This is a genomic window from Sphingomonas sp. JUb134 (assembly GCF_004341505.2).
GTDB lineage: Bacteria > Pseudomonadota > Alphaproteobacteria > Sphingomonadales > Sphingomonadaceae > Sphingomonas.
Window position 1 is genome coordinate 188,846 of the sequence record NZ_SLYP02000001.1, and the last position, 17,426, is coordinate 206,271.

General features: G+C 68.5%; 12 protein-coding genes. 3 read left to right on the top strand and 9 right to left on the bottom strand.

The genetic code is table 11. The annotated features are described in order from the left end of the window. Positions 1–9: 9 nt before the first annotated feature. The 4 genes from EDF69_RS00860 to EDF69_RS00875 form a co-directional block, all read right to left on the bottom strand. Complete coding sequence (locus EDF69_RS00860) at positions 10–1,485, bottom strand: efflux transporter outer membrane subunit (RefSeq protein WP_132883320.1); 1,476 nt, start codon at positions 1,483–1,485, stop codon at positions 10–12. After that, a complete protein-coding gene (locus EDF69_RS00865) occupies positions 1,482–4,703 on the bottom strand; it encodes an efflux RND transporter permease subunit (RefSeq protein ID WP_132883321.1) in 3,222 nt (1,073 codons plus the stop codon). Before EDF69_RS00865 ends, EDF69_RS00860 begins: the two co-directional genes overlap by 4 nt. Before the next feature lie 6 nt (positions 4,704–4,709). Beyond that, complete coding sequence (locus tag EDF69_RS00870) at positions 4,710–5,912, bottom strand: efflux RND transporter periplasmic adaptor subunit (protein ID WP_239555210.1); 1,203 nt, start codon at positions 5,910–5,912, stop codon at positions 4,710–4,712. 221 nt (positions 5,913–6,133) lie between these two features. Next, complete coding sequence (locus tag EDF69_RS00875) at positions 6,134–7,888, bottom strand: M28 family metallopeptidase (RefSeq protein ID WP_132883323.1); 1,755 nt, start codon at positions 7,886–7,888, stop codon at positions 6,134–6,136. A 106-nt stretch (positions 7,889–7,994) separates the two neighbouring features. Here EDF69_RS00875 and pepN point away from each other — a divergent pair, with 106 nt between their 5' ends. Together pepN and EDF69_RS00885 are read left to right on the top strand one after the other, a co-directional pair. Next, the gene (gene pepN / locus EDF69_RS00880) at positions 7,995–10,601 is read left to right on the top strand and encodes an aminopeptidase N (RefSeq protein WP_132883324.1); all 2,607 of its coding nucleotides are present in this window, start codon (positions 7,995–7,997) and stop codon (positions 10,599–10,601) included. Positions 10,602–10,633: 32 nt separating this feature from the next. Then, complete coding sequence (locus EDF69_RS00885; RefSeq protein WP_132883325.1) at positions 10,634–12,325, top strand: dipeptidyl-peptidase 3 family protein; 1,692 nt, start codon at positions 10,634–10,636, stop codon at positions 12,323–12,325. 40 nt (positions 12,326–12,365) lie between these two features. On the opposite strand, the gene EDF69_RS00890 is transcribed toward EDF69_RS00885, so the two are convergent. From EDF69_RS00890 to pyrE, 5 genes are read right to left on the bottom strand one after another with little or no spacing between them, the layout of a single operon-like run. Continuing rightward, positions 12,366–13,463 carry an AI-2E family transporter gene (locus tag EDF69_RS00890; protein ID WP_132883326.1) on the bottom strand — a complete coding sequence of 366 codons (1,098 nt, stop codon included), beginning with the start codon at positions 13,461–13,463 and terminating at the stop codon, positions 12,366–12,368. Further along, positions 13,460–14,329 (bottom strand): signal peptidase I, encoded by an 870-nt coding sequence (lepB, locus tag EDF69_RS00895; protein WP_125959322.1) that lies wholly within the window; start codon positions 14,327–14,329, stop codon positions 13,460–13,462. The genes EDF69_RS00890 and lepB overlap by 4 nt, the downstream gene beginning before the upstream one ends. Next, positions 14,326–14,745 (bottom strand): holo-ACP synthase, encoded by a 420-nt coding sequence (gene acpS / locus EDF69_RS00900; RefSeq protein WP_132883327.1) that lies wholly within the window; start codon positions 14,743–14,745, stop codon positions 14,326–14,328. Before acpS ends, lepB begins: the two co-directional genes overlap by 4 nt. Continuing rightward, a complete protein-coding gene (locus tag EDF69_RS00905; RefSeq protein ID WP_132883328.1) occupies positions 14,742–15,470 on the bottom strand; it encodes a pyridoxine 5'-phosphate synthase in 729 nt (242 codons plus the stop codon). The genes acpS and EDF69_RS00905 overlap by 4 nt, the downstream gene beginning before the upstream one ends. Then, positions 15,467–16,051: an orotate phosphoribosyltransferase gene (gene pyrE, locus EDF69_RS00910; protein ID WP_125959325.1), complete on the bottom strand. Its 585-nt coding sequence runs from the start codon at positions 16,049–16,051 to the stop codon at positions 15,467–15,469. The genes EDF69_RS00905 and pyrE overlap by 4 nt, the downstream gene beginning before the upstream one ends. Positions 16,052–16,216: 165 nt before the next feature. On the opposite strand from pyrE, the gene coxB reads away from it, so the two are divergent. Further along, positions 16,217–17,425, top strand: coding sequence for a cytochrome c oxidase subunit II (coxB, locus tag EDF69_RS00915; protein WP_239555213.1), 1,209 nt, complete (start codon positions 16,217–16,219; stop codon positions 17,423–17,425). Position 17,426: the final 1 nt, after the last annotated feature.

Below are 17,426 nucleotides of genomic sequence, written 5' to 3' on the forward strand. Positions count from 1 at the left end.
GGGTTCCGTTCAGTCGGCGGGCGTGGCCGGGATCGGCCCCTGCTCCGTCGCCTCCAGCAGCGTGTCGCCCCCGAGGGTGCGGTAGAGGGTGACGCGGTTGCTCGCGGCCACCAGCCGGGTCTGCACCAGGGTGCGCTGCGACTGGTAGAGCGATCGCTGCGCGTCAAGGCTCGCGAGGAAGGTGTCGATCCCTCCACGATAGCGCGCCTCGGTCAGGGTGAAGGTGTCCTCGGCGGCCGCGGTCTGCGCCTCGGTGGCGCGCAGCTGCTCGCCGATCGTCCCCTGCCGGGCAAGGGCGTCAGACACTTCGCGGAACGCGACCTGGATGGTCCGCTCATATTCCGCGAGCAGGCCCTCGCGCTGCGCCTCGGTCAGCCGGACGTTCGCGCGGGCGGCCCCGGCCTGGAAGATCGGGTAGGCGACCGAGGGCCCCGCCGAATAGGTGAAGGCGCCGTTGTCGAACAACGAACCCAGCGCATTGCTGGCGAGCCCCAGCACCGCCGTCAGCGAGATGCGCGGGAACAGCGCGGCACGGGCAGCGCCGATCTCGGCATTGGCCGCGCGCAGCTGGTACTCCGCCTGCACCACATCGGGCCGGCGCAGCAGCACGCCGGAGTCGACGCCTGCGGGAAGCGCCCGGACGGCAGGCGCCGCCTGCTCGATGGTCTCCGGCAACAGGGCGCGGTCGAACGGCGCACCGATCAGCAGTTGCAGCGCATTCACGTCCTGCGCCAGCTGGGTGCGCTGCTCCGCCACGTCCGCCTGGGCGGCGGTGAGGATCTGTTCGGCCTGGCGCAGATCGGTGCGGGGCGCGACCCCGCCCCGGAGCCGTGCTCGGGTGAGCGTCACGCTACGCTCCGCACTGGTGGCCGTCTGCTCGGCGATGCGCAGCAGGCTCGTGTCGGCGGCATAGACGAGCCAGGCATCCGCAATGTCCGCGACGAGCGTCAGCCGCGTCGCGCGTGCCGCCGCTTCGGTTGCGAAATACTGGTTCTGCTGCGCGCGCGTGAGCGAGCGGATCCGGCCGAACAGGTCGAGCTCGAACGAGGTGACGCCCAGGTCCGCGCCGAAGCGGTCGCTCGTCCTCGCCCCGCTTCCGCCTTGGTCCCCCGAGCTTTCATCGTCGGTGCCGCTGCCGGACGATTGCCCCGCGCTGCGCGACCGGGTGTAGCTCGCCGAGGCATCGACTTGCGGGAACAGCTCCGAACGCTGGATGCGGTACTGCGCACGTGCCGCCACGATGTTCGCAGCGGCGATGCGCAGGTCGCGGTTGTTGACCAGCGCCTGACCGATCAGCGTCTGGAGACGCGGGTCCACGAACACGTCGCGATAGCTCACCACCGGCAGGCTCGCCTCGCTCTGGCGCAGATAGGCATCGCCCACCGGCCAGGACGCGGGCACCGGCGACGGCGGACGTACGTCCTCCGGGGCCATCGAACAGCCTGCCAGCAGCAGCGGCAAGAGCGCGGTCAGCCGGGCGTTCATGCCGCGGGTTCCTCCTTCGGCAGGTCCTTGGGCTGGTGACCGGTCGGCCTGCCGCGGAGCTTGGCAAGACCGTCGCGCACGCCGCGGCGCACCAGCACGAAGAACAGCGGGATGTAGAAGATGGCGAGGATCGTGGCCGTCACCATGCCGCCGATCACCGACGTGCCGATCGCGATGCGGCTGTTGGCACCGGCGCCCGTGGACAGCGCCAGCGGCAGCACGCCGAAGATGAAGGCAAGGCTGGTCATCAGGATCGGACGCAGACGGATGCGCGCCGCCTCCAGCGCGGCGTCGATCACGCGCGCGCCCTTGCGCTCCGCCTGCTCGGCGAACTCGATCATCAGGATCGCGTTCTTGGCCGCCAGCCCCATGGTCGTGAGCAGGCCGATCTGGAGATACACGTCGTTCTCCAGCCCGCGCAGCGTCACGAAGAACACGGCGCCGATCAGGCCGAGCGGGATCACCAGCAGAACCGCGATCGGGATCGACCAGCTTTCATAAAGCGCAGCGAGGCACAGGAAGACGACCAGCAGCGACAGGCCGTAGAGCAGCGGCGCCTGGCCGGAGGACAGCCGCTCCTGAAACGACAGCCCGGCCCAGGCAACGCCGACACCCGGGATCTCGGCCGCAAGCGCCGCGATCCGCTCCATCGCCTCGCCCGAGCTGGTGCCCGGTGTGGCATCGCCCTGGAACTCGTAGGACGGCAGGCCCTGGAAGCGCGACAGCGTCGTCGGTGCCACGCCCCAGGAGGTCTGCGCGAAGGAGGAGAAGGGCGCCATCGAGCCGTCCCCGGTGCGGACGAACCACTGGTCGAGATCGGAGGGCGCCGCGCGGTAGGGCGCATCCCCCTGGACGTACACCCGCTTCACGCGGCCACGATCGATGAAGTCGTTGACGTAGCGGCCACCCCATGCGGTCGACAGGGTGGCGTTGACGTCGCTTTGCGAGAGACCCAGCGCGGAAAGCTTGGTCTGGTCGAGATCGACCTGCAGCGTCGCGACGTCGGGCAGTTCGGTCAGACGCACGCCCGTCAGCTTCGGATCGGCGGTTGCGGCCGCGAGCAGCTTGTCGCGCGCTTCTGCGAACGCCTCGGCGGACATGCCGCTGGTGTTCTGCAACTCCATGGTGAAGCCGCTCGATTGACCGAGACCCCGGATCGCCGGCGGGATCAGCGCATAGACCTGCGCGTCGCGCAAGCCGCGGAAGGCGGCACCGGCACGGGCGACGATTGCGTCGGCGCTGTTTTCCTTGCCCTCGCGCTCCGACCAGTCGACGAAGTTCATGAAGCCCTGGCCGGTGTTCTGGCCGGCCGCTCCGCTGCCGCCGCCGCTGACCGTCAGGATGGTGCGAACGTTCTTGCCTTCGTGCTTGAGCAGGTAGTCCTCGACCGCCCGCTGCACCGCCTCCGTACGCCCGCGCGTCGCCCCGGCCGGCAACTGGTAGCGTACCAGCGCCGCGCCCTGGTCCTCGGTCGGCAGGAAGCTCGTCGGCAGCCGCAGGAACAGCAGCACCAGCAGCGCGAGAACGCCTGCATAGATCAGCAGGAACAGCCACTTGCGGTTGATGACCCGCTGCACGCCGCCTTCGTAGCGCGCGACCATCCGTTCGAAGCCATGGTTGAAGCCATGGCGGGCGCGATCCGCCAGGCGGACGACGCCCGGGAAGCGGCGGGCGAACCGGCTGTCGCGCAGATGCTCGCCATTCTCGTCGCGCGGGTTCTGCTTGAGCAGCGTCGCGGTGAGCGCGGGCGAGAGAATTAGCGCCACCAGCACCGACAGCACCATGGCCGCCACGATCGTCACCGAGAACTGGCGATAGATCACGCCGGTCGACCCGCCAAAGAAGGCCATCGGCAGGAACACCGCGGAAAGGACGATGCCGATGGCGATCAGCGCGACCTGGATCTCCTTCATCGACTCGATGGTCGCCTCGCGCGGCGTCATGTCGGGATTCTCTTCGAGCAGACGCTCGACGTTCTCGACCACCACGATCGCGTCGTCGACCAGCAGACCGATCGCCAGCACCAGCCCGAACAGGGTCAGCGTGTTGATCGAGAAGCCCGCGAGATAGAAGACCGCAAAGGTGCCCAGCAGCACGACCGGCACCGCGATCGTCGGGATCAGCGTCGCACGCCAGCTTTGCAGGAACACGAACATGACGATGACGACCAGGATCACCGCTTCGATCAGCGTCTTGATCACTTCCTTGATCGACAGCTGGATGAAGGCGGTGGTGTCGTTGGCGTAGTCGTAGGTGTAGCCCTGCGGGAAGTCCTTGGCGCGGCGCGCCACTTCCGCCTTCACCAGCCGGGCGGTCTTGAGCGCGTCCGCCCCTGGCGCCAGCGAGATGGCGACGCCGGCGCCGGGATGCGCGTTCACGCGGCTGAGCGAGCTGTAGTTCTCCTGCCCCAGTTCGACGCGGGCGACGTCGCCAAGCCGGACGCTCGCACCGCTGCTCTGAGTCTTCAGGATGATGGCGCGGAACTGCTCGGGGGTCTGGAGACGCGCCTGCGCGGTCACGGTTGCGTTCAGCAGCTGGGTGTTCGGCTGCGGCTGCCCGCCCAGTTCGCCCGCGGCCACCTCGGTGTTCTGGTTCTGAATGGCGGTGATGACGTCGCCGGGGATCAGGCTGTAGCTCGCGAGCTTCGCCGGATCGAGCCAGATGCGCATGGCATATTGCGAGCCGAAGACGTTGGTTTCGCCCACGCCCTCGATGCGGCCGAGCGGCTCGACGAGGTTGGATTCGAGATAGTCGGAAACGTCGCCGTTGGTGCTGCGGTCGGTCTCGTCATAGACGCCGACGATCATCAGGAAGTCGGGGTTCGACTTGGTGACGCGCAGCCCCTGCTGCTGCACCTGCTGGGGCAGGCGCGACAGCGCTTGCTGGACCTGGTTCTGGACCTGCACCTGCGCGATGTCGGGATCGGTGCCCTTGGCGAAGGTCGCGCTGATCGTCACCTGCCCGCGCGAGCTGGACTGCGAGCTGAAATAGAGCAGCCCGTCGATGCCGGTCAGCTGCTGCTCGATGATCTGGGTGACGCTGTTCTGGATCGTCTGGGCATTTGCGCCCGGGTAGGTCGCGCGGATGTTGACCTGGGGCGGTGCGACGTCGGGATACTGCGCGATCGGCAGGCTGAAGATCGCGCCGATGCCCGCAAGCATGGTGATGATCGCGATCACCCAGGCGAAGATCGGGCGATCGATGAAGATCCGGGACATGCTGGCTCAGCCCCCCTTGGCGGAGGTGGCTGCGCCCGACTGGCTGCCCTGCTTGCCCTGGCCGGAGGGATTCCCCTGCGGCGGAGCGACACGTTGCGGGCTGTCCGCGGGAACCGGGCGGATCTGGGCGTTGGGACGCAAGTTGCCGGTCCCCTGCACGATCACCTTGTCGCCGGGCTGCAGCCCCTGGGTCACCACCCAGTTGGTCCCCTGGGTCAGGCTGGTGACCACCTTGCGCTGAACGGCGGTATTGTTGGGCCCCACCACGAACAGCGTCGCCTCGCCGGCCGGGCTGCGGCTGATGGCGGGCTGCGGCACGAGGAAGGCCCGGCTGTTGATCGACTGGGCGAACACCGCGCGTGCGAACATCCCCGGCAGCAGCAAGCCGTTCGGATTGGGGAAGCGGGCGCGCAGCGTCACCGTGCCGGTGCTGGGATCGACCAGCGATTCCGCGAACTCGACCGTGCCGGTCTGTTCATAGTCGCTGCCGTCCTCCAGCTTGAGCCGCACCGTGGCACGCCCCGGAGCGACGCCGTCGCGCGACAGCGAACGCCGCAGCGCGAGCAGCTCTGCGCTCGACTGCTGGATGTCGACAAAGATGGGATCGAGACGCTGGATCACCGCAAGCGGGTCCGCCTGGTTGGCCGTCACAAGGGCGCCGACGGTCGCAAGCGAACGGCCGATGCGCCCGGTGATCGGAGCCGGGACGCTGGTGAAGCGCAGGTTGATCCGCGCCGTTTCCAGCTGCGCCTGCGTCTGGGCGACCGAAGCCTGGGCCTGGCGCGCCGCTGCGGCGGCGTTGGTATATTCCTGCTGCGAGACCGCTTCCATCCGCGCCAGCGGGCGCAGCCGCTCCGCATTCACCCGGGTCGCCTCGGCGTTGGCACGGGCACTCTGGAGGTTCGCCTGCGCTTCCGACACGGCGGCGCTGTAGATGCGGGGATCGATCTCGTAGAGCGTCTGCCCGCGCCGCACGATGGAACCTTCGGTGAAGAACCGGCGGCGGATCACGCCCGCGACCTGGGGCCGCACCTCCGACTGCTCATAGGCGGTGACGCGCGCGTTCAGCTCGACGGTCTGTGCGACGCTGGTCGGCTGGACCACCACGAAGCCGACCTGCGCCGGCCCGCGTGCGCCGCCGCGTCCTCCACCCTTTTCCTGCTCTTCCTCATGCGAGCAGCCGACAAGCAGCAGAGCCGCCGCAAACATGGGAAGGGTCGCGCGAGGAAAAGCCGGGTGCATAGCGAAAGCCTGGTCGTTGCACGCCGCCACGGCCGAGGCCGCGGCTACGCGCCGGGGATACGGGCGGCCCCGCACGGAGCAGCCGGACGCAGACCCGGAGCTGGCGCTCTGGGCATCGCTGGCCGCCCGCCGAGGCGCTGGGCAAGGACGGGGCCTTGTTAGCCGTCGCCTCCGCGGGCTGGCAATCGCTACTTTGTAACCGATTGTCGCAGGTTAGCGCGTCCCTTGGGCGCCTCTTCCTTCGGCGCTTCGAGGGGCTCGACCGCCCCGATGCCGCCGTAGAGGGTCCCGAAGAAGTCACCCCGGTTCCAGACCGGCCGTTCGGGCGCATCGGCGATGTCGCGGGCGATCTGGTAATTCACCTTGATGAAGCGGACGCCGGATTCCCAGTCGATCCCCGGGTCCTGCACCACCTCGTCGGAGGGCTGGTGGTAATGCTCGGCAAAGAACTTCTCGACCGCAGCCTTGCCCGCGCCAGCCTCACCCGGCCACAGGAAGACCGAGGGGATGCCCTGCTGCACGAAGCGGTAATGGTCGGAGCGCACGAACAGGCCCTGCTCCGGCATCGGATCGGGCGAGAAGCTCGCACCCGCCATCGCGGCCGCGCGGCGCACGATCGGCCCCAGCGTCGAACGGTCCGCGCCGAACGCGATCACGTCGGTGAACTTGTAGGTGATGATCGGCATGTCGAGGTTGACGTTGGCGACCAGTGCCGACTTCGCGATCGTGGGATTGTTCGCGAAATAGTCGGAGCCGACCAGCCCCTTCTCCTCGGCGGTGACGGCCAGGAACAGGACGCTGCGCCGCGGCGGCTGCCCGGAGGCCTGGAACCGTTTCGCCTCCTCGATCAGCGAGGCGACGCCTACCGCATTGTCCATCGCCCCGTTGTAGATGCTGTCGCCCTTCACCGCGGTGCCGACACCGACGTGATCCAGGTGCGCGCTCAGCACGACCACCTCGCTCCCCACTGCGGGATCGCTTCCGACCAACAGCCCAGCGACATTGTAGCTGGTGAAAGGCGTGCTGGTGGTGGTCATCCGCACCGACAGGTTCTTGTGCAGCGGGATCGCCTCGAACCGCTCGGGGCCCTTCAGCGCGGCCGCGACCTGTTCCCAGCTGGTCGACGCGCCCGCGAACAGCTTGGTGGTCGCGGCCTGGCTGAGCATGCCCAGCGTCGGCGTGGAGGGTGCAGGGACGTTGGCGATGCCGTTGCGGTTCACCCAGGTGACGCGGGGCTGGTTCCAGCTCTCGGCCAGCTTGGCGAAGGGCCGCTGCTTGGCCGCCTCCGGCGTCTCCAGCGTGACGATGCCCACCGCGCCCTTCGACATGGCGATCGCGGCCTTGGTGGCAGGGCTGCCGAAGTGGGCGCGCTCCTCGCCATTCAGGCCATCAGGCGTTCCCGGCACGATCGCCACGATCTTGCCCTTCACGTCCACGCCCGAATAGTCGTCGCGACCGATGCTCGGCGCAACCAGGCCGTAGCCGACGAACACGACCGGCGCGTCCACCGCCAGCTGCGGCGTCGCAGGGTTGCCGGCGGGAATATAGTCCTCCCCGAACACCAGCGGCTCGCCGCCGATCGCCACCCCGCCCTTGTCGGCCGGCTTGTAGCTCAGCAGCGGCACCTTCTGCAGATAGCTGCCCTGGTCGCCCGCCGGCCGCAGCCCGGCCGCATAGAATTGCGACGCCACATAGTTGGCCGCGATGTCATATTCCGGCGAACCCGCCTCGCGCCCGCGCATCGCGTCGGAGGCGAGGAACAGCACATGCGCCTTCATCGCCGCCTGGTCGGCGGGCAGCGGCGCGTTCGCCGCGGCATTGCGTTGGGCAACATCGGCGGCGGGCTGCGCGGCCGGTGCAGGCTTGGCCTTCTGGGCCAGGACCGGGGATGCGATCGGAGCGGTGGCGACGAGGGCGACGAGCGGCAGGACGGTACGGAGCATTGGAATCCTTGGCGTCGAGGGCATATGGGTCGGCTATGCAGCGGGCCGCGGTGCGACGCAATCACGCGCGCACTCAGGCCCCGACCGCCTCCGCAAGGGTTTTCCGATGGCCGACGCACTCCGTTCCCCCGACCAGCCTCCCGCGCCGATCCTGCGCAGCGACTATCGCGCGCCGGACTGGCAGGTGTCGGAGATCGCGCTCGACTTCGACCTCGATCCAGCCCGCACGGTGGTGCGCGCGAAGCTGCACGTGACGCGCAACGGCGACCACGACCGGCCGCTCCGCCTCGACGGCGACGGGCTCCAGCCGCTGTCGGTGGGGATCGACGGGGTGGCCGGCAGCAACGACCGCTGGCGCATGGACGGCGACGCGCTGGTGGTCGACCTCGACGGCAAGGCCCATGTCGTGGAGACGGAGGTCGCGATCGCGCCGGAGCGCAACACCCAGCTGATGGGGCTCTATGCCTCAGGCGGGAACCTGTGCACCCAGTGCGAGGCGGAGGGCTTCCGCCGCATCACCTTCTTCCCCGACCGGCCCGACGTGCTCGCGCGCTATTCGGTGCGCATGACCGCGGACAAGGCGCGCTTCCCGGTGCTGCTCGCCAACGGCGACCCGATCGCGCACGGCGACCTGGAAGACGGCTGCCACTGGGCCGAATGGCACGATCCCTTCCCCAAGCCCTCCTACCTCTTCGCGCTGGTCGCGGGCGATCTGGTCGCCAACCGCGCCACCTTCGTCACGGCAAGCGGACGCGAGGTGCAGCTCGCCATCTGGGTGCGGGAGAAGGACCTCGCCAAGACCGATCATGCGCTCGACGCGCTCAAGACGTCGATGGCCTGGGACGAGCGCGTCTATGGCCGCGAGTACGACCTGGACGTGTTCAACATCGTCGCCGTCGACGACTTCAACTTCGGCGCGATGGAGAACAAGGGCCTCAACATCTTCAACTCGCGCTACATCCTGGCCGACCCGGATACCGCGACCGACCACGACTACGACGCGATCGCTGCCGTCGTGGCGCACGAGTATTTCCACAACTGGTCGGGCAACCGCGTCACCTGCCGCGACTGGTTCCAGCTGTCGCTGAAAGAGGGCTTCACCGTCTTCCGCGACCAGGGCTTCTCCGCCGACCAGGGCTCGGCGGCGGTCAAGCGGATCGAGGACGTGCGGAGCTTGCGCGCGGCCCAGTTCCCCGAGGACGCGGGTCCGCTCGCGCACCCGATCCGCCCAGACAGCTATCTGGAAATCTCCAACTTCTACACCGCCACCATCTACAACAAGGGCGCGGAAGTGGTGCGGATGCTCCACACCATCCTCGGCCCGCAGCGGTTCCGCGCCGGCACCGATCTCTACTTCGACCGCTTCGACGGCACGGCCGCCACCTGCGAGGACTTCGTCGCCTCCATGGAGGAGGCGAACGGCGTGGACCTCGCGCAATTCCGCCGCTGGTATTCGCAGGCCGGGACACCGCGGGTCACGGCCACGCTGGAGCACGAGCCGGGCGGCGGCACCGCGACGCTACACCTCGCCCAGGCGGTTCCGCCCACGCCCGGCCAGCCGCACAAGCTGCCGATGGTGCTGCCGCTCAAGCTGCGGCTGTTCGGCGGCAACACCGGCCGGCCGCTCGGCGACGAGCAGCTGGTGTTGCTGTCGGACGCGGAGGCGACGCTGCGCTTCGAGGCCGTCACCGAGCGGCCGGTGCTGTCGATCAACCGCGGCTTTTCCGCACCGGTGATCGTGGACACGAACCGGACGCCTGCGGACCTGGCCTTCCTCTCAGGCCACGACGACGATCCCTTCGCGCGCTACGAGGCGATGCAGCAGCTGATGCTCGACACGTTGGTCGCGTCGGTGGCGAGCGGGCGCGGCGACCATGGCGCGGTGGTGGATGCCGTGCGCGAGACGCTGCGCAACCCGGAGCTCGACCGCGCCTTTGTCGCGGAGGCAGTGCTGCTCCCTTCGGACAATTTCATCGGCGACCAGCTCCCGATCGTGGACCCGGACGCAATCTTCCGCGCGCGGGAAGCCCTGCGCCGCGACATCGGCCGCGCCCTCGAACGCGACTGGCGCCAGGCCTATGAGGACACGCGGAACGGTGCGTTCGAATATTCGCCGGAGGCCAAGGGCAAACGCCGCCTGAAGACGGTGGCGCTCGGCTATCTCGCCGCCTCGGGCGCGCCCGACATCGGCGAGCTCGCCTTCGCCCAGTTCGAGCAGGCGGACAACATGACGGACCGCCAGGGCGCGCTGATGACGCTGGTGAACGGCCCCTGGGACCAGCGGGTCGCAGCACTCGACATCTTCTACAATCGCTACCGCGACAATCCGCTGGTGCTCGACAAGTGGTTCTCGACCCAGGCGCTGTCGACCCGCGACGACACGCCCGAGCGGGTGGAGGAACTCGCCGGCCACCGCGACTTCACCCTGGCCAACCCGAACCGGGCGCGCGCGCTGGTGGGTGCGTTCGGGGTCAACCAGCGCGCCTTCCACGCAGCCGATGGCCGCGGCTATCGCTTCTTCGCGCAGCAGCTGATCGCGCTCGATCGGCTGAACCCGCAGACGGCGGCCAAGATGATGCCGCCGCTCGGCCGCTGGCGCCGTTTCGATCCCGCCCGGCAGCAGGCGATGCGGGCCGCGCTGGAGCAAATCCTCGCCTCGCCGGGTTTGTCCAAGGACATGCTCGAGCAGGTGAGCAAGAGCCTCGCCGGCTGATCTCCTGGACTCCACGACTAAGGTTGTTTGTTATGCGTTTTCCGCTTCTCGTTGCCCTGCTTGCCACCACCGCCTGCACGCAGGCCCAGAGCGTTTCCCCGCAGTCCGCGACCGCGTTGAAACCCATCCCGTCCACGACCGAGGACGACGGCTATTCGGTGGAGGCGCAGCGCGCCAAGATCGCGCGGGTCGACATTGCGCCGGACACCGGCTTTCTCTCGGCCGAGGAGCGCCAGGTGGTGAACCTGCTGATCCAGGCATCCGACCTGATGACGCCGATCTACCTGCGGCAGCGCTCGGTCCACAATCCGGAGACGCGGCTCGTGATTTCGCGCATGCGCCGGGCGGATCAGCCGCTGATCCTCGACTGGTTCGACGCCAACCTGGGTCCCTGGGACGACTTCGCCGAGCTGCGCCCCTTCTGGGGGGACCAGCCGATGCCGGAAGGTGCCGGCTTCTACCCCGAGGACCTGACGCGCGAGGAGTTCGACGCCTATGTCGCCCGGCACCCGGCGGAGAAGGCAGCGCTTACCAGCCTCTACACGGTGGTGCGGCGCGACGGCACCAAGCTGAAGGCGGTGCCCTATTCGGTGGAATATGCCGAATGGCTGGAGCCGGCGGCCAAGCTGCTCGAGCAGGCGGCGGCCGTCACCACGAACCCCAGCCTCAAGCGCTTCCTCACCCTGCGTGCCAAGGCGTTCCGCACCGACGATTATTTCGAGTCGGAGCTCGCCTGGATGGACCTGAAGGACACGCCGATCGAGGTCGCAATCGGGCCGTACGAGGTCTACACCGACCGCCTCTATGGCGCCAAGGCGGCGTTCGAGAGCTTCGTGACGATCAAGGACCCTGAGGAGTCCGCCGCCCTCGACAAGTACAAGCATTATCTGCGCGACATGGAAGCGAATCTGCCGGTCGACGCGCGCTACAAGAACTTCACGCGCGGGTTCGAGTCGCCGATCGCAGTCGCCGAGCAAGTGCGCGGCGGCGGCGACAACGAGCATGGCGGCCGCACCATCGCCTTCAACCTGCCCAACGACGAGCGGGTGCGCGAGGCCAAGGGCGCAAAGAAGGTGATCCTCTCCAACGTGCTGGGCGCCAAATACGACCGCATCCTCGCCCCCATGGCGCCGCTGGTGCTGGTGCCGGATCAGGCCGGGCTGGTCGCCAAGAAGTACATGCAGCTGGAAACCCTGTTCCATGAGCTGTCGCACAGCCTGGGGCCGGGCAACATCACGCTGAACGGCCGCAAGACCAGCGTGAACGAGGAGCTGAAGGAACAGGCCTCGGCCCTGGAAGAGGCCAAGGCCGACGTGATGGGCGTGTGGAACATCCTGTTCATGATGAACAAGGGCGAGCTGCCGGTCGCGGAGAAGCCGCAGCTGTTCTCGACCTATCTGGCCGGCGTCTTCCGGGCGATGCGGTTCGGCACGGCCGAGGCGCATGGTCGCGGAGCGGCGATGCAGTACGGCTACCTGCGCGACAAGGGTGCGTTCGCGTGGGATGCGGGTGCCGGCCGCTTCCGCATCGACGACGCCAAGATGGAAGCCGGGCTGCGCGACCTGCTCCGCGACATGATCGTGGTGCAGGGCAATGGCGATTATGCGGGTGCCAAGGCGATGCTGTCGCGCTGGCAGCAACTCGATGCCGATGCGCAGAAGGTCGTCGGCACCATGGCCGCGATCCCGGTCGACATCCAGCCGATCTACCCGACCCGCATCTGACCGGATGGGGAGGCGTATCCGTCGCCTCCCCTCTTCCGCCTCAAGCCTGTGTCTGCGCTTCGTCTTCTTCGTTCATCCGGATGCCTGCCTTGGCGGCACGCTCCGACTCCCGCTCCAGCGCGACCTTGATCATCGCCACCATCGGATCGGCGAGCGCCAGGCCCAGGATGCCGAACAGCGTCGATGCCAGGATCTGAGAGGACAGCGTAAGCGCCGGGGGCAGGTCCACCGTGCGGCGGGCCACGATCGGCAGCAGCACATAGCCGTCGAAGGTCTGCACCACGAAATAGATGACGATCGCCCACAGCCCGGTGTCGACGCCGGCGCTGAAGCCCACCGCCACCATCAGCACGCCGCTGATGAACGCGCCGATGTTGGGGATGAAGGCGAGCAAGCCCGTGATGATGCCCAGCAGCAGCGCCATGGGCACGCCGGCGATCCACAGCAGCAGCCAGGTGAGCACGCCTTCGAACAGCATCCCGGCCAGCCGCCCCGCGAGCAGCCGGCGCATGGTTGTCGCCATGCGATTGATGGTGACGGCGAACTCGGCGCGATTGCCGACCGGTACCATCCACTGAAGGCCGCGGTCGTAGATGCGCGGCTCCATCGCGACGAACAGCCCGATGACCATGATCATGAACAGGCTGGTGAACGCGCCGAACACCGTGCCGACCGCGGAGGTCAGCCGACCCACCGATCCCATCGCCTGCTGGACGATCCCGCTCAGGTCGGATCGCCCAGGCATCAGGCCCATGCCGTTGGCCCAGGCGATCAGGCGATTGCCCTGGATCTCCAGGGTGGAGCGCAACTGCTCCGCCTGGGCGGCGATCTGGACGCCGGTGAGGTAGAAGGTGCCGAGGATGAAGGCGAGGGCCAGCAGCACCACGATCATCAGCCGCAGCCCGCGCCCGATCGGCAGCACGCGCCCGAGCAGCCGCACGCCGCCGTCCAGCATCGCGGCGAACACTAGCCCGCCGAAGATGATGAGCAGCGGCTGGATCAGCAGCACCACCAGGCCGGCGGCGATCGCCAGGCCGAACCAGACCGAGGCGCGGCGCAGCTCCGCCCGCACCAGCGGATCGCGCAGCTCGTTCGGGCCGGGCGCGCGCTCAACCTCGACCCCCTCGTGCTTGCTCATTGGGCGCGTTCCGGATGCAGCGAGGTCCCCGCACGGCCACTGCGCAGCGACGACCACCAGGTCAGCGGATTCAGGCTCGTCGTCCCGTCGAGCGAGAAGGTGATGAATTCGGCGCGACCGCCGATGTTTTCCCAAGGCACGGGACCGCCCAGCCCCTGGTCCGCCAGCGAGAAGCGGCTGTCGGCGCTGTTGTCGCGATTGTCCCCCATCAGGAAGACATGGTCGGCAGGCACCGTGATCGGCCCGAAATTGTCGCCGATCGAGCCCTGTACCGCGTCGATCGTGTCATAGGATCGCCCGTTGGGCAGCGTCTCGCGATAGATTGGCAGGCGGCAGAATGCTTCCCCCGCTGCATTGCGCACCTGCGCATCGGGATACTGACCGGCGGGACAGTGGGTGTTGGCGTCGACCGGGATCATCCGGTCGCCGGCCGCATGCCGCTCCACCGGCTTGCCGTTGAGGTAGAGCATGCCGCCCGACACCTGCACCCGGTCCCCCGGAAGCCCGATCACGCGCTTGATATAGTCGGTCTTGGTACCCGGTGGTGTCACGATCACGACGTCGCCACGTTCCGGCAGGCTGCCGAACAGCCGGCCGTGGAAAAAGGGCAGCAGGTGGAAGGCGGGGGTGACGAAGGAATAGCCATAGGGATATTTGGTCACCACCAGGCGATCGCCGACCAGCAGCCCCGGCATCATCGATTCCGACGGGATGTAGAAGGGCTTGGCTACCAGGCTGTGAAAGCCGAGCACGGCCAGGACCAGCACCAGCAGGTTGCGGATCTCCGCCCCCCAGTCTGTGGGTCGACGCGTCGTTTTGGACGGCTGGTGGGTTTCGGACGGCAGCGCCAGGTCCTCTCCGGTCATCGGACTTCCTGCTGGGCGCCGGGCAGCGCCTCGATGATAACGAACGCCTGCGCCCAGGGATGGTCGTCGGTGAGCGTCAGGTGAATCTTGGGGACGTGCCCCGGCGGGATCAACGCATCGAGCGCCGCCTTGGCTCCGCCCGAAAGCGCCAGCGTCGGCGCGCCCGAAGGCGCGTTGACCACGCCGATGTCGCGCATGAAGACGCCACGGTTGAAGCCGGTGCCGACCGCCTTCGAAAAGGCCTCCTTGGCGGCGAAGCGCTTGGCAAAGGTCCCGGCGCGGGTGAACGGCCGGCGCGCGGCCTTGGCCTGCTCGACCTCGGTGAAGACGCGCTGGATGAACCGCTCGCCGAACCGGTCGAGCGAATTCTGGATGCGCTCGATGTTGCAGAGGTCGGAGCCGAGCCCGACGATCACCGCGCCGCGTCCATCAGCGCGCGCATCCGCGCGACCACGGGCGCAAGGCCGTCGAAGATCGCCTCGCCGATCAGGAAATGTCCGATGTTGAGTTCGCGGACCTGAGGAATGGCGGCGATGGGCACGACATTGTCGAAGGTCAGGCCGTGGCCGGCGTGCACCTCGATGCCGTTCTTGGCGGCCAGCGCCGCGGCGTCAGCAAGCCGCTTGAGTTCGACTTCCCGGGCGGCCTCGTCCAGCTCCGCATAGCGGCCGGTGTGGAGCTCGACCACCGGCGCCCCCAGCCGGACCGCGGCGTCGATCTGCGCCGCCTCGGGCTCGATGAACAGCGATACGCGGATACCGGCATCCCGCAGCGCCGCCACCATGGACGCCAGATAGTCAAACTGGCCGGCCGCATCCAGCCCGCCTTCGGTGGTGCGCTCCTCGCGCTTCTCGGGCACGATGCAGGCGGCATGGGGACGATGGCGCAGCGCAATGCCGAGCATCTCCTCCGTCGCCGCCATCTCCAGGTTCAGCGGCACCGGCAGCTCGGCGGAGAGGCGCGCGATGTCGGCATCGGTGATGTGCCGGCGATCCTCCCGCAGGTGTGCGGTGATGCCCTGGGCACCGACTTCTGCCGCCAGCAGCGCCGCGCGCACGGGATCGGGATAGCCGCTGCCGCGTGCGTTCCGGACGGTCGCGACATGGTCGATGTTGACGCCCAGGCGGATCGGCCCCGTCACGCCGCGGCCCTGCTCCCCGGCTTGATCGCGGGGATCGCCGCTAGTTCCGGCGGCAGGGCGTCTGCCTCGTAGCTCGGGACCTCGAGCCGGATCAGCGGATAGAAGGGCACGCCCAGGTCCGCCTGGCCGTTGGAGCGGTCCACCAGCGCCGCAGCCGCAACGACCTGGCCGCCCGCGGCACGAATCGCCGCGATCGCTTCGCGCGAGGAGAGACCGGTGGTGACGACGTCCTCCATCATCAGCACGCGCGTACCCGGATCGAGGCGGAAACCGCGGCGCAGTTCGAACGTGCCGGTCGGCCGCTCCAGGAACATCGCCGGGCGGCCCAGCGAACGCCCCATCTCGTGCCCCGCGATGACCCCGCCCATCGCGGGCGAAACCACCGCGTCGATCGCGCTGCGCACGTCGCTCGGCAAGCGCGCGACGAGTTCGTCCGCCAGCCGTGCACCCCGCCTGGGATCCATCAGCACCCGCGCGCACTGGAGATAGCGTGCGCTGTGGCGCCCGGAGGAGAGAATGAAATGCCCTTCCAGCAGGGCCTCGGCCGCGCGGAATTCCGCCAGGATGTCGTCGTCTGTCATGGTCGAGGCTCTCTCTAGGCGCAGCCGTGCGGCGCGGCAATCGGCGCGGCAAAAAGAGCCGGTACGCGCTTGAGGCACGGCAAAACGCTGCCTATACCCCTCAACTGGGCCTTTTTTCGGGGTTCCGGATGCGCAAGCCCGCGCGACAAAAACGGGTGGATGGGGATGCGAATGGCTGGAATGGGGCTTTCCGGACTGAAGCTGGCCTTGCTGGGTGCCAGTCTGGCGCTGGCAGCGGGCGGCCATGCGACGACGCCCGCGGTGCCGGCGAGCACGGGCACGCAGGCAGCGGCACCGCAGGTGGGAGCGCCGCCTCCCGGATCCGCAGAAGCCCAGCCCGACGGCAGCGTCACGCCTCCGGCCACTGCCGGTGCGGCCCAGCCGGCCGGAGCCGTCGCCGATCCCACGCTCAACGCCGACGGCAGCCCGAAGCTGCGCCCGACCGAAAACAAGGGCCAGCCGAGCCCGCGCGTGCTCGGCATCCAGAACCAGGTGACGCCCAATGGCGAGGAGGCGGCCCGCTTCCACAACAACCTGCTGATGCCGGTCGTCACGCTCATCGTCCTGCTGGTGCTCGCGCTGCTGGTTTGGGTGGTGATCCGCTATCGCGCGGCCGCCCACCCCAATCCGTCGCGCACCTCGCACAACACCACGATCGAGATCCTGTGGACCGCGGTGCCGGTGCTGATCCTGGCCGTGTTCGCCGTCCCCTCGATCCGGCTGCTCGCCCATCAGTTCAAGCCTGCACCCGACAATGCGGTGACGCTGAAGGCGATCGGCAATCAGTGGTTCTGGACCTACGAATATCCGGACAACGGCGGCGTTTCGGTGACCGCCAACATGCTCAAGGAGCGCGACCAGGTCGCGCCCGGCCAGCGCTATCGCACCGACGCCGACGGCCCGCGCCTGCTCGCCACCGACAACCGCATCGTGCTGCCGGTCGGCGTGCCGATCCGGCTGATCACCACCGCCAACGACGTGATCCACAGCTGGGCGATTCCGTCCTTCTGGGTGAAGCTTGATGCGATCCCCGGCCGGTTGAACGAGACCAGCTTCACCATCAAGGAGCCGGGCGTCTATTTCGGCCAGTGCTCCGAACTGTGCGGCGCGCGCCACGCCTATATGCCGATCGCCATCGACGCGGTTTCCCCGGCCGAGTTCGCCGCCTGGATCCGCGCCAAGGGCGGCACCATGCCGGGCGCCGCCCAACCCTCCACCGCCGCGCCGGCGCAGCCTTCGGCCGACCATGTCGACGACACCGCGACCCCGCCCACGGGCGGCGACGGTCCAACCGTCAACGCGACCGAAACCGCCACTCCCGTCACCCAGGGCGCAACCGGCAACCCGGCCGGCGCCGGCAACGTGGATCAGTAAG

What these genes read in the sequence shown, in the direction of transcription:
- EDF69_RS00870 (WP_239555210.1), bottom strand. Translation starts at nt 5,912, where the DNA reads ATGTTTGCGGCGGCTCTGCTGCTTGTCGGCTGCTCGCATGAGGAAGAG.
- EDF69_RS00890 (WP_132883326.1), bottom strand. Translation starts at nt 13,463, where the DNA reads ATGAGCAAGCACGAGGGGGTCGAGGTTGAGCGCGCGCCCGGCCCGAAC.
- EDF69_RS00860 (WP_132883320.1), bottom strand. Translation starts at nt 1,485, where the DNA reads ATGAACGCCCGGCTGACCGCGCTCTTGCCGCTGCTGCTGGCAGGCTGT.
- lepB (WP_125959322.1), bottom strand. Translation starts at nt 14,329, where the DNA reads ATGACCGGAGAGGACCTGGCGCTGCCGTCCGAAACCCACCAGCCGTCC.
- coxB (WP_239555213.1), top strand. Translation starts at nt 16,217, where the DNA reads ATGCGAATGGCTGGAATGGGGCTTTCCGGACTGAAGCTGGCCTTGCTG.
- pepN (WP_132883324.1), top strand. Translation starts at nt 7,995, where the DNA reads ATGGCCGACGCACTCCGTTCCCCCGACCAGCCTCCCGCGCCGATCCTG.
- EDF69_RS00875 (WP_132883323.1), bottom strand. Translation starts at nt 7,888, where the DNA reads ATGCTCCGTACCGTCCTGCCGCTCGTCGCCCTCGTCGCCACCGCTCCG.
- EDF69_RS00885 (WP_132883325.1), top strand. Translation starts at nt 10,634, where the DNA reads ATGCGTTTTCCGCTTCTCGTTGCCCTGCTTGCCACCACCGCCTGCACG.
- pyrE (WP_125959325.1), bottom strand. Translation starts at nt 16,051, where the DNA reads ATGACAGACGACGACATCCTGGCGGAATTCCGCGCGGCCGAGGCCCTG.
- EDF69_RS00865 (WP_132883321.1), bottom strand. Translation starts at nt 4,703, where the DNA reads ATGTCCCGGATCTTCATCGATCGCCCGATCTTCGCCTGGGTGATCGCG.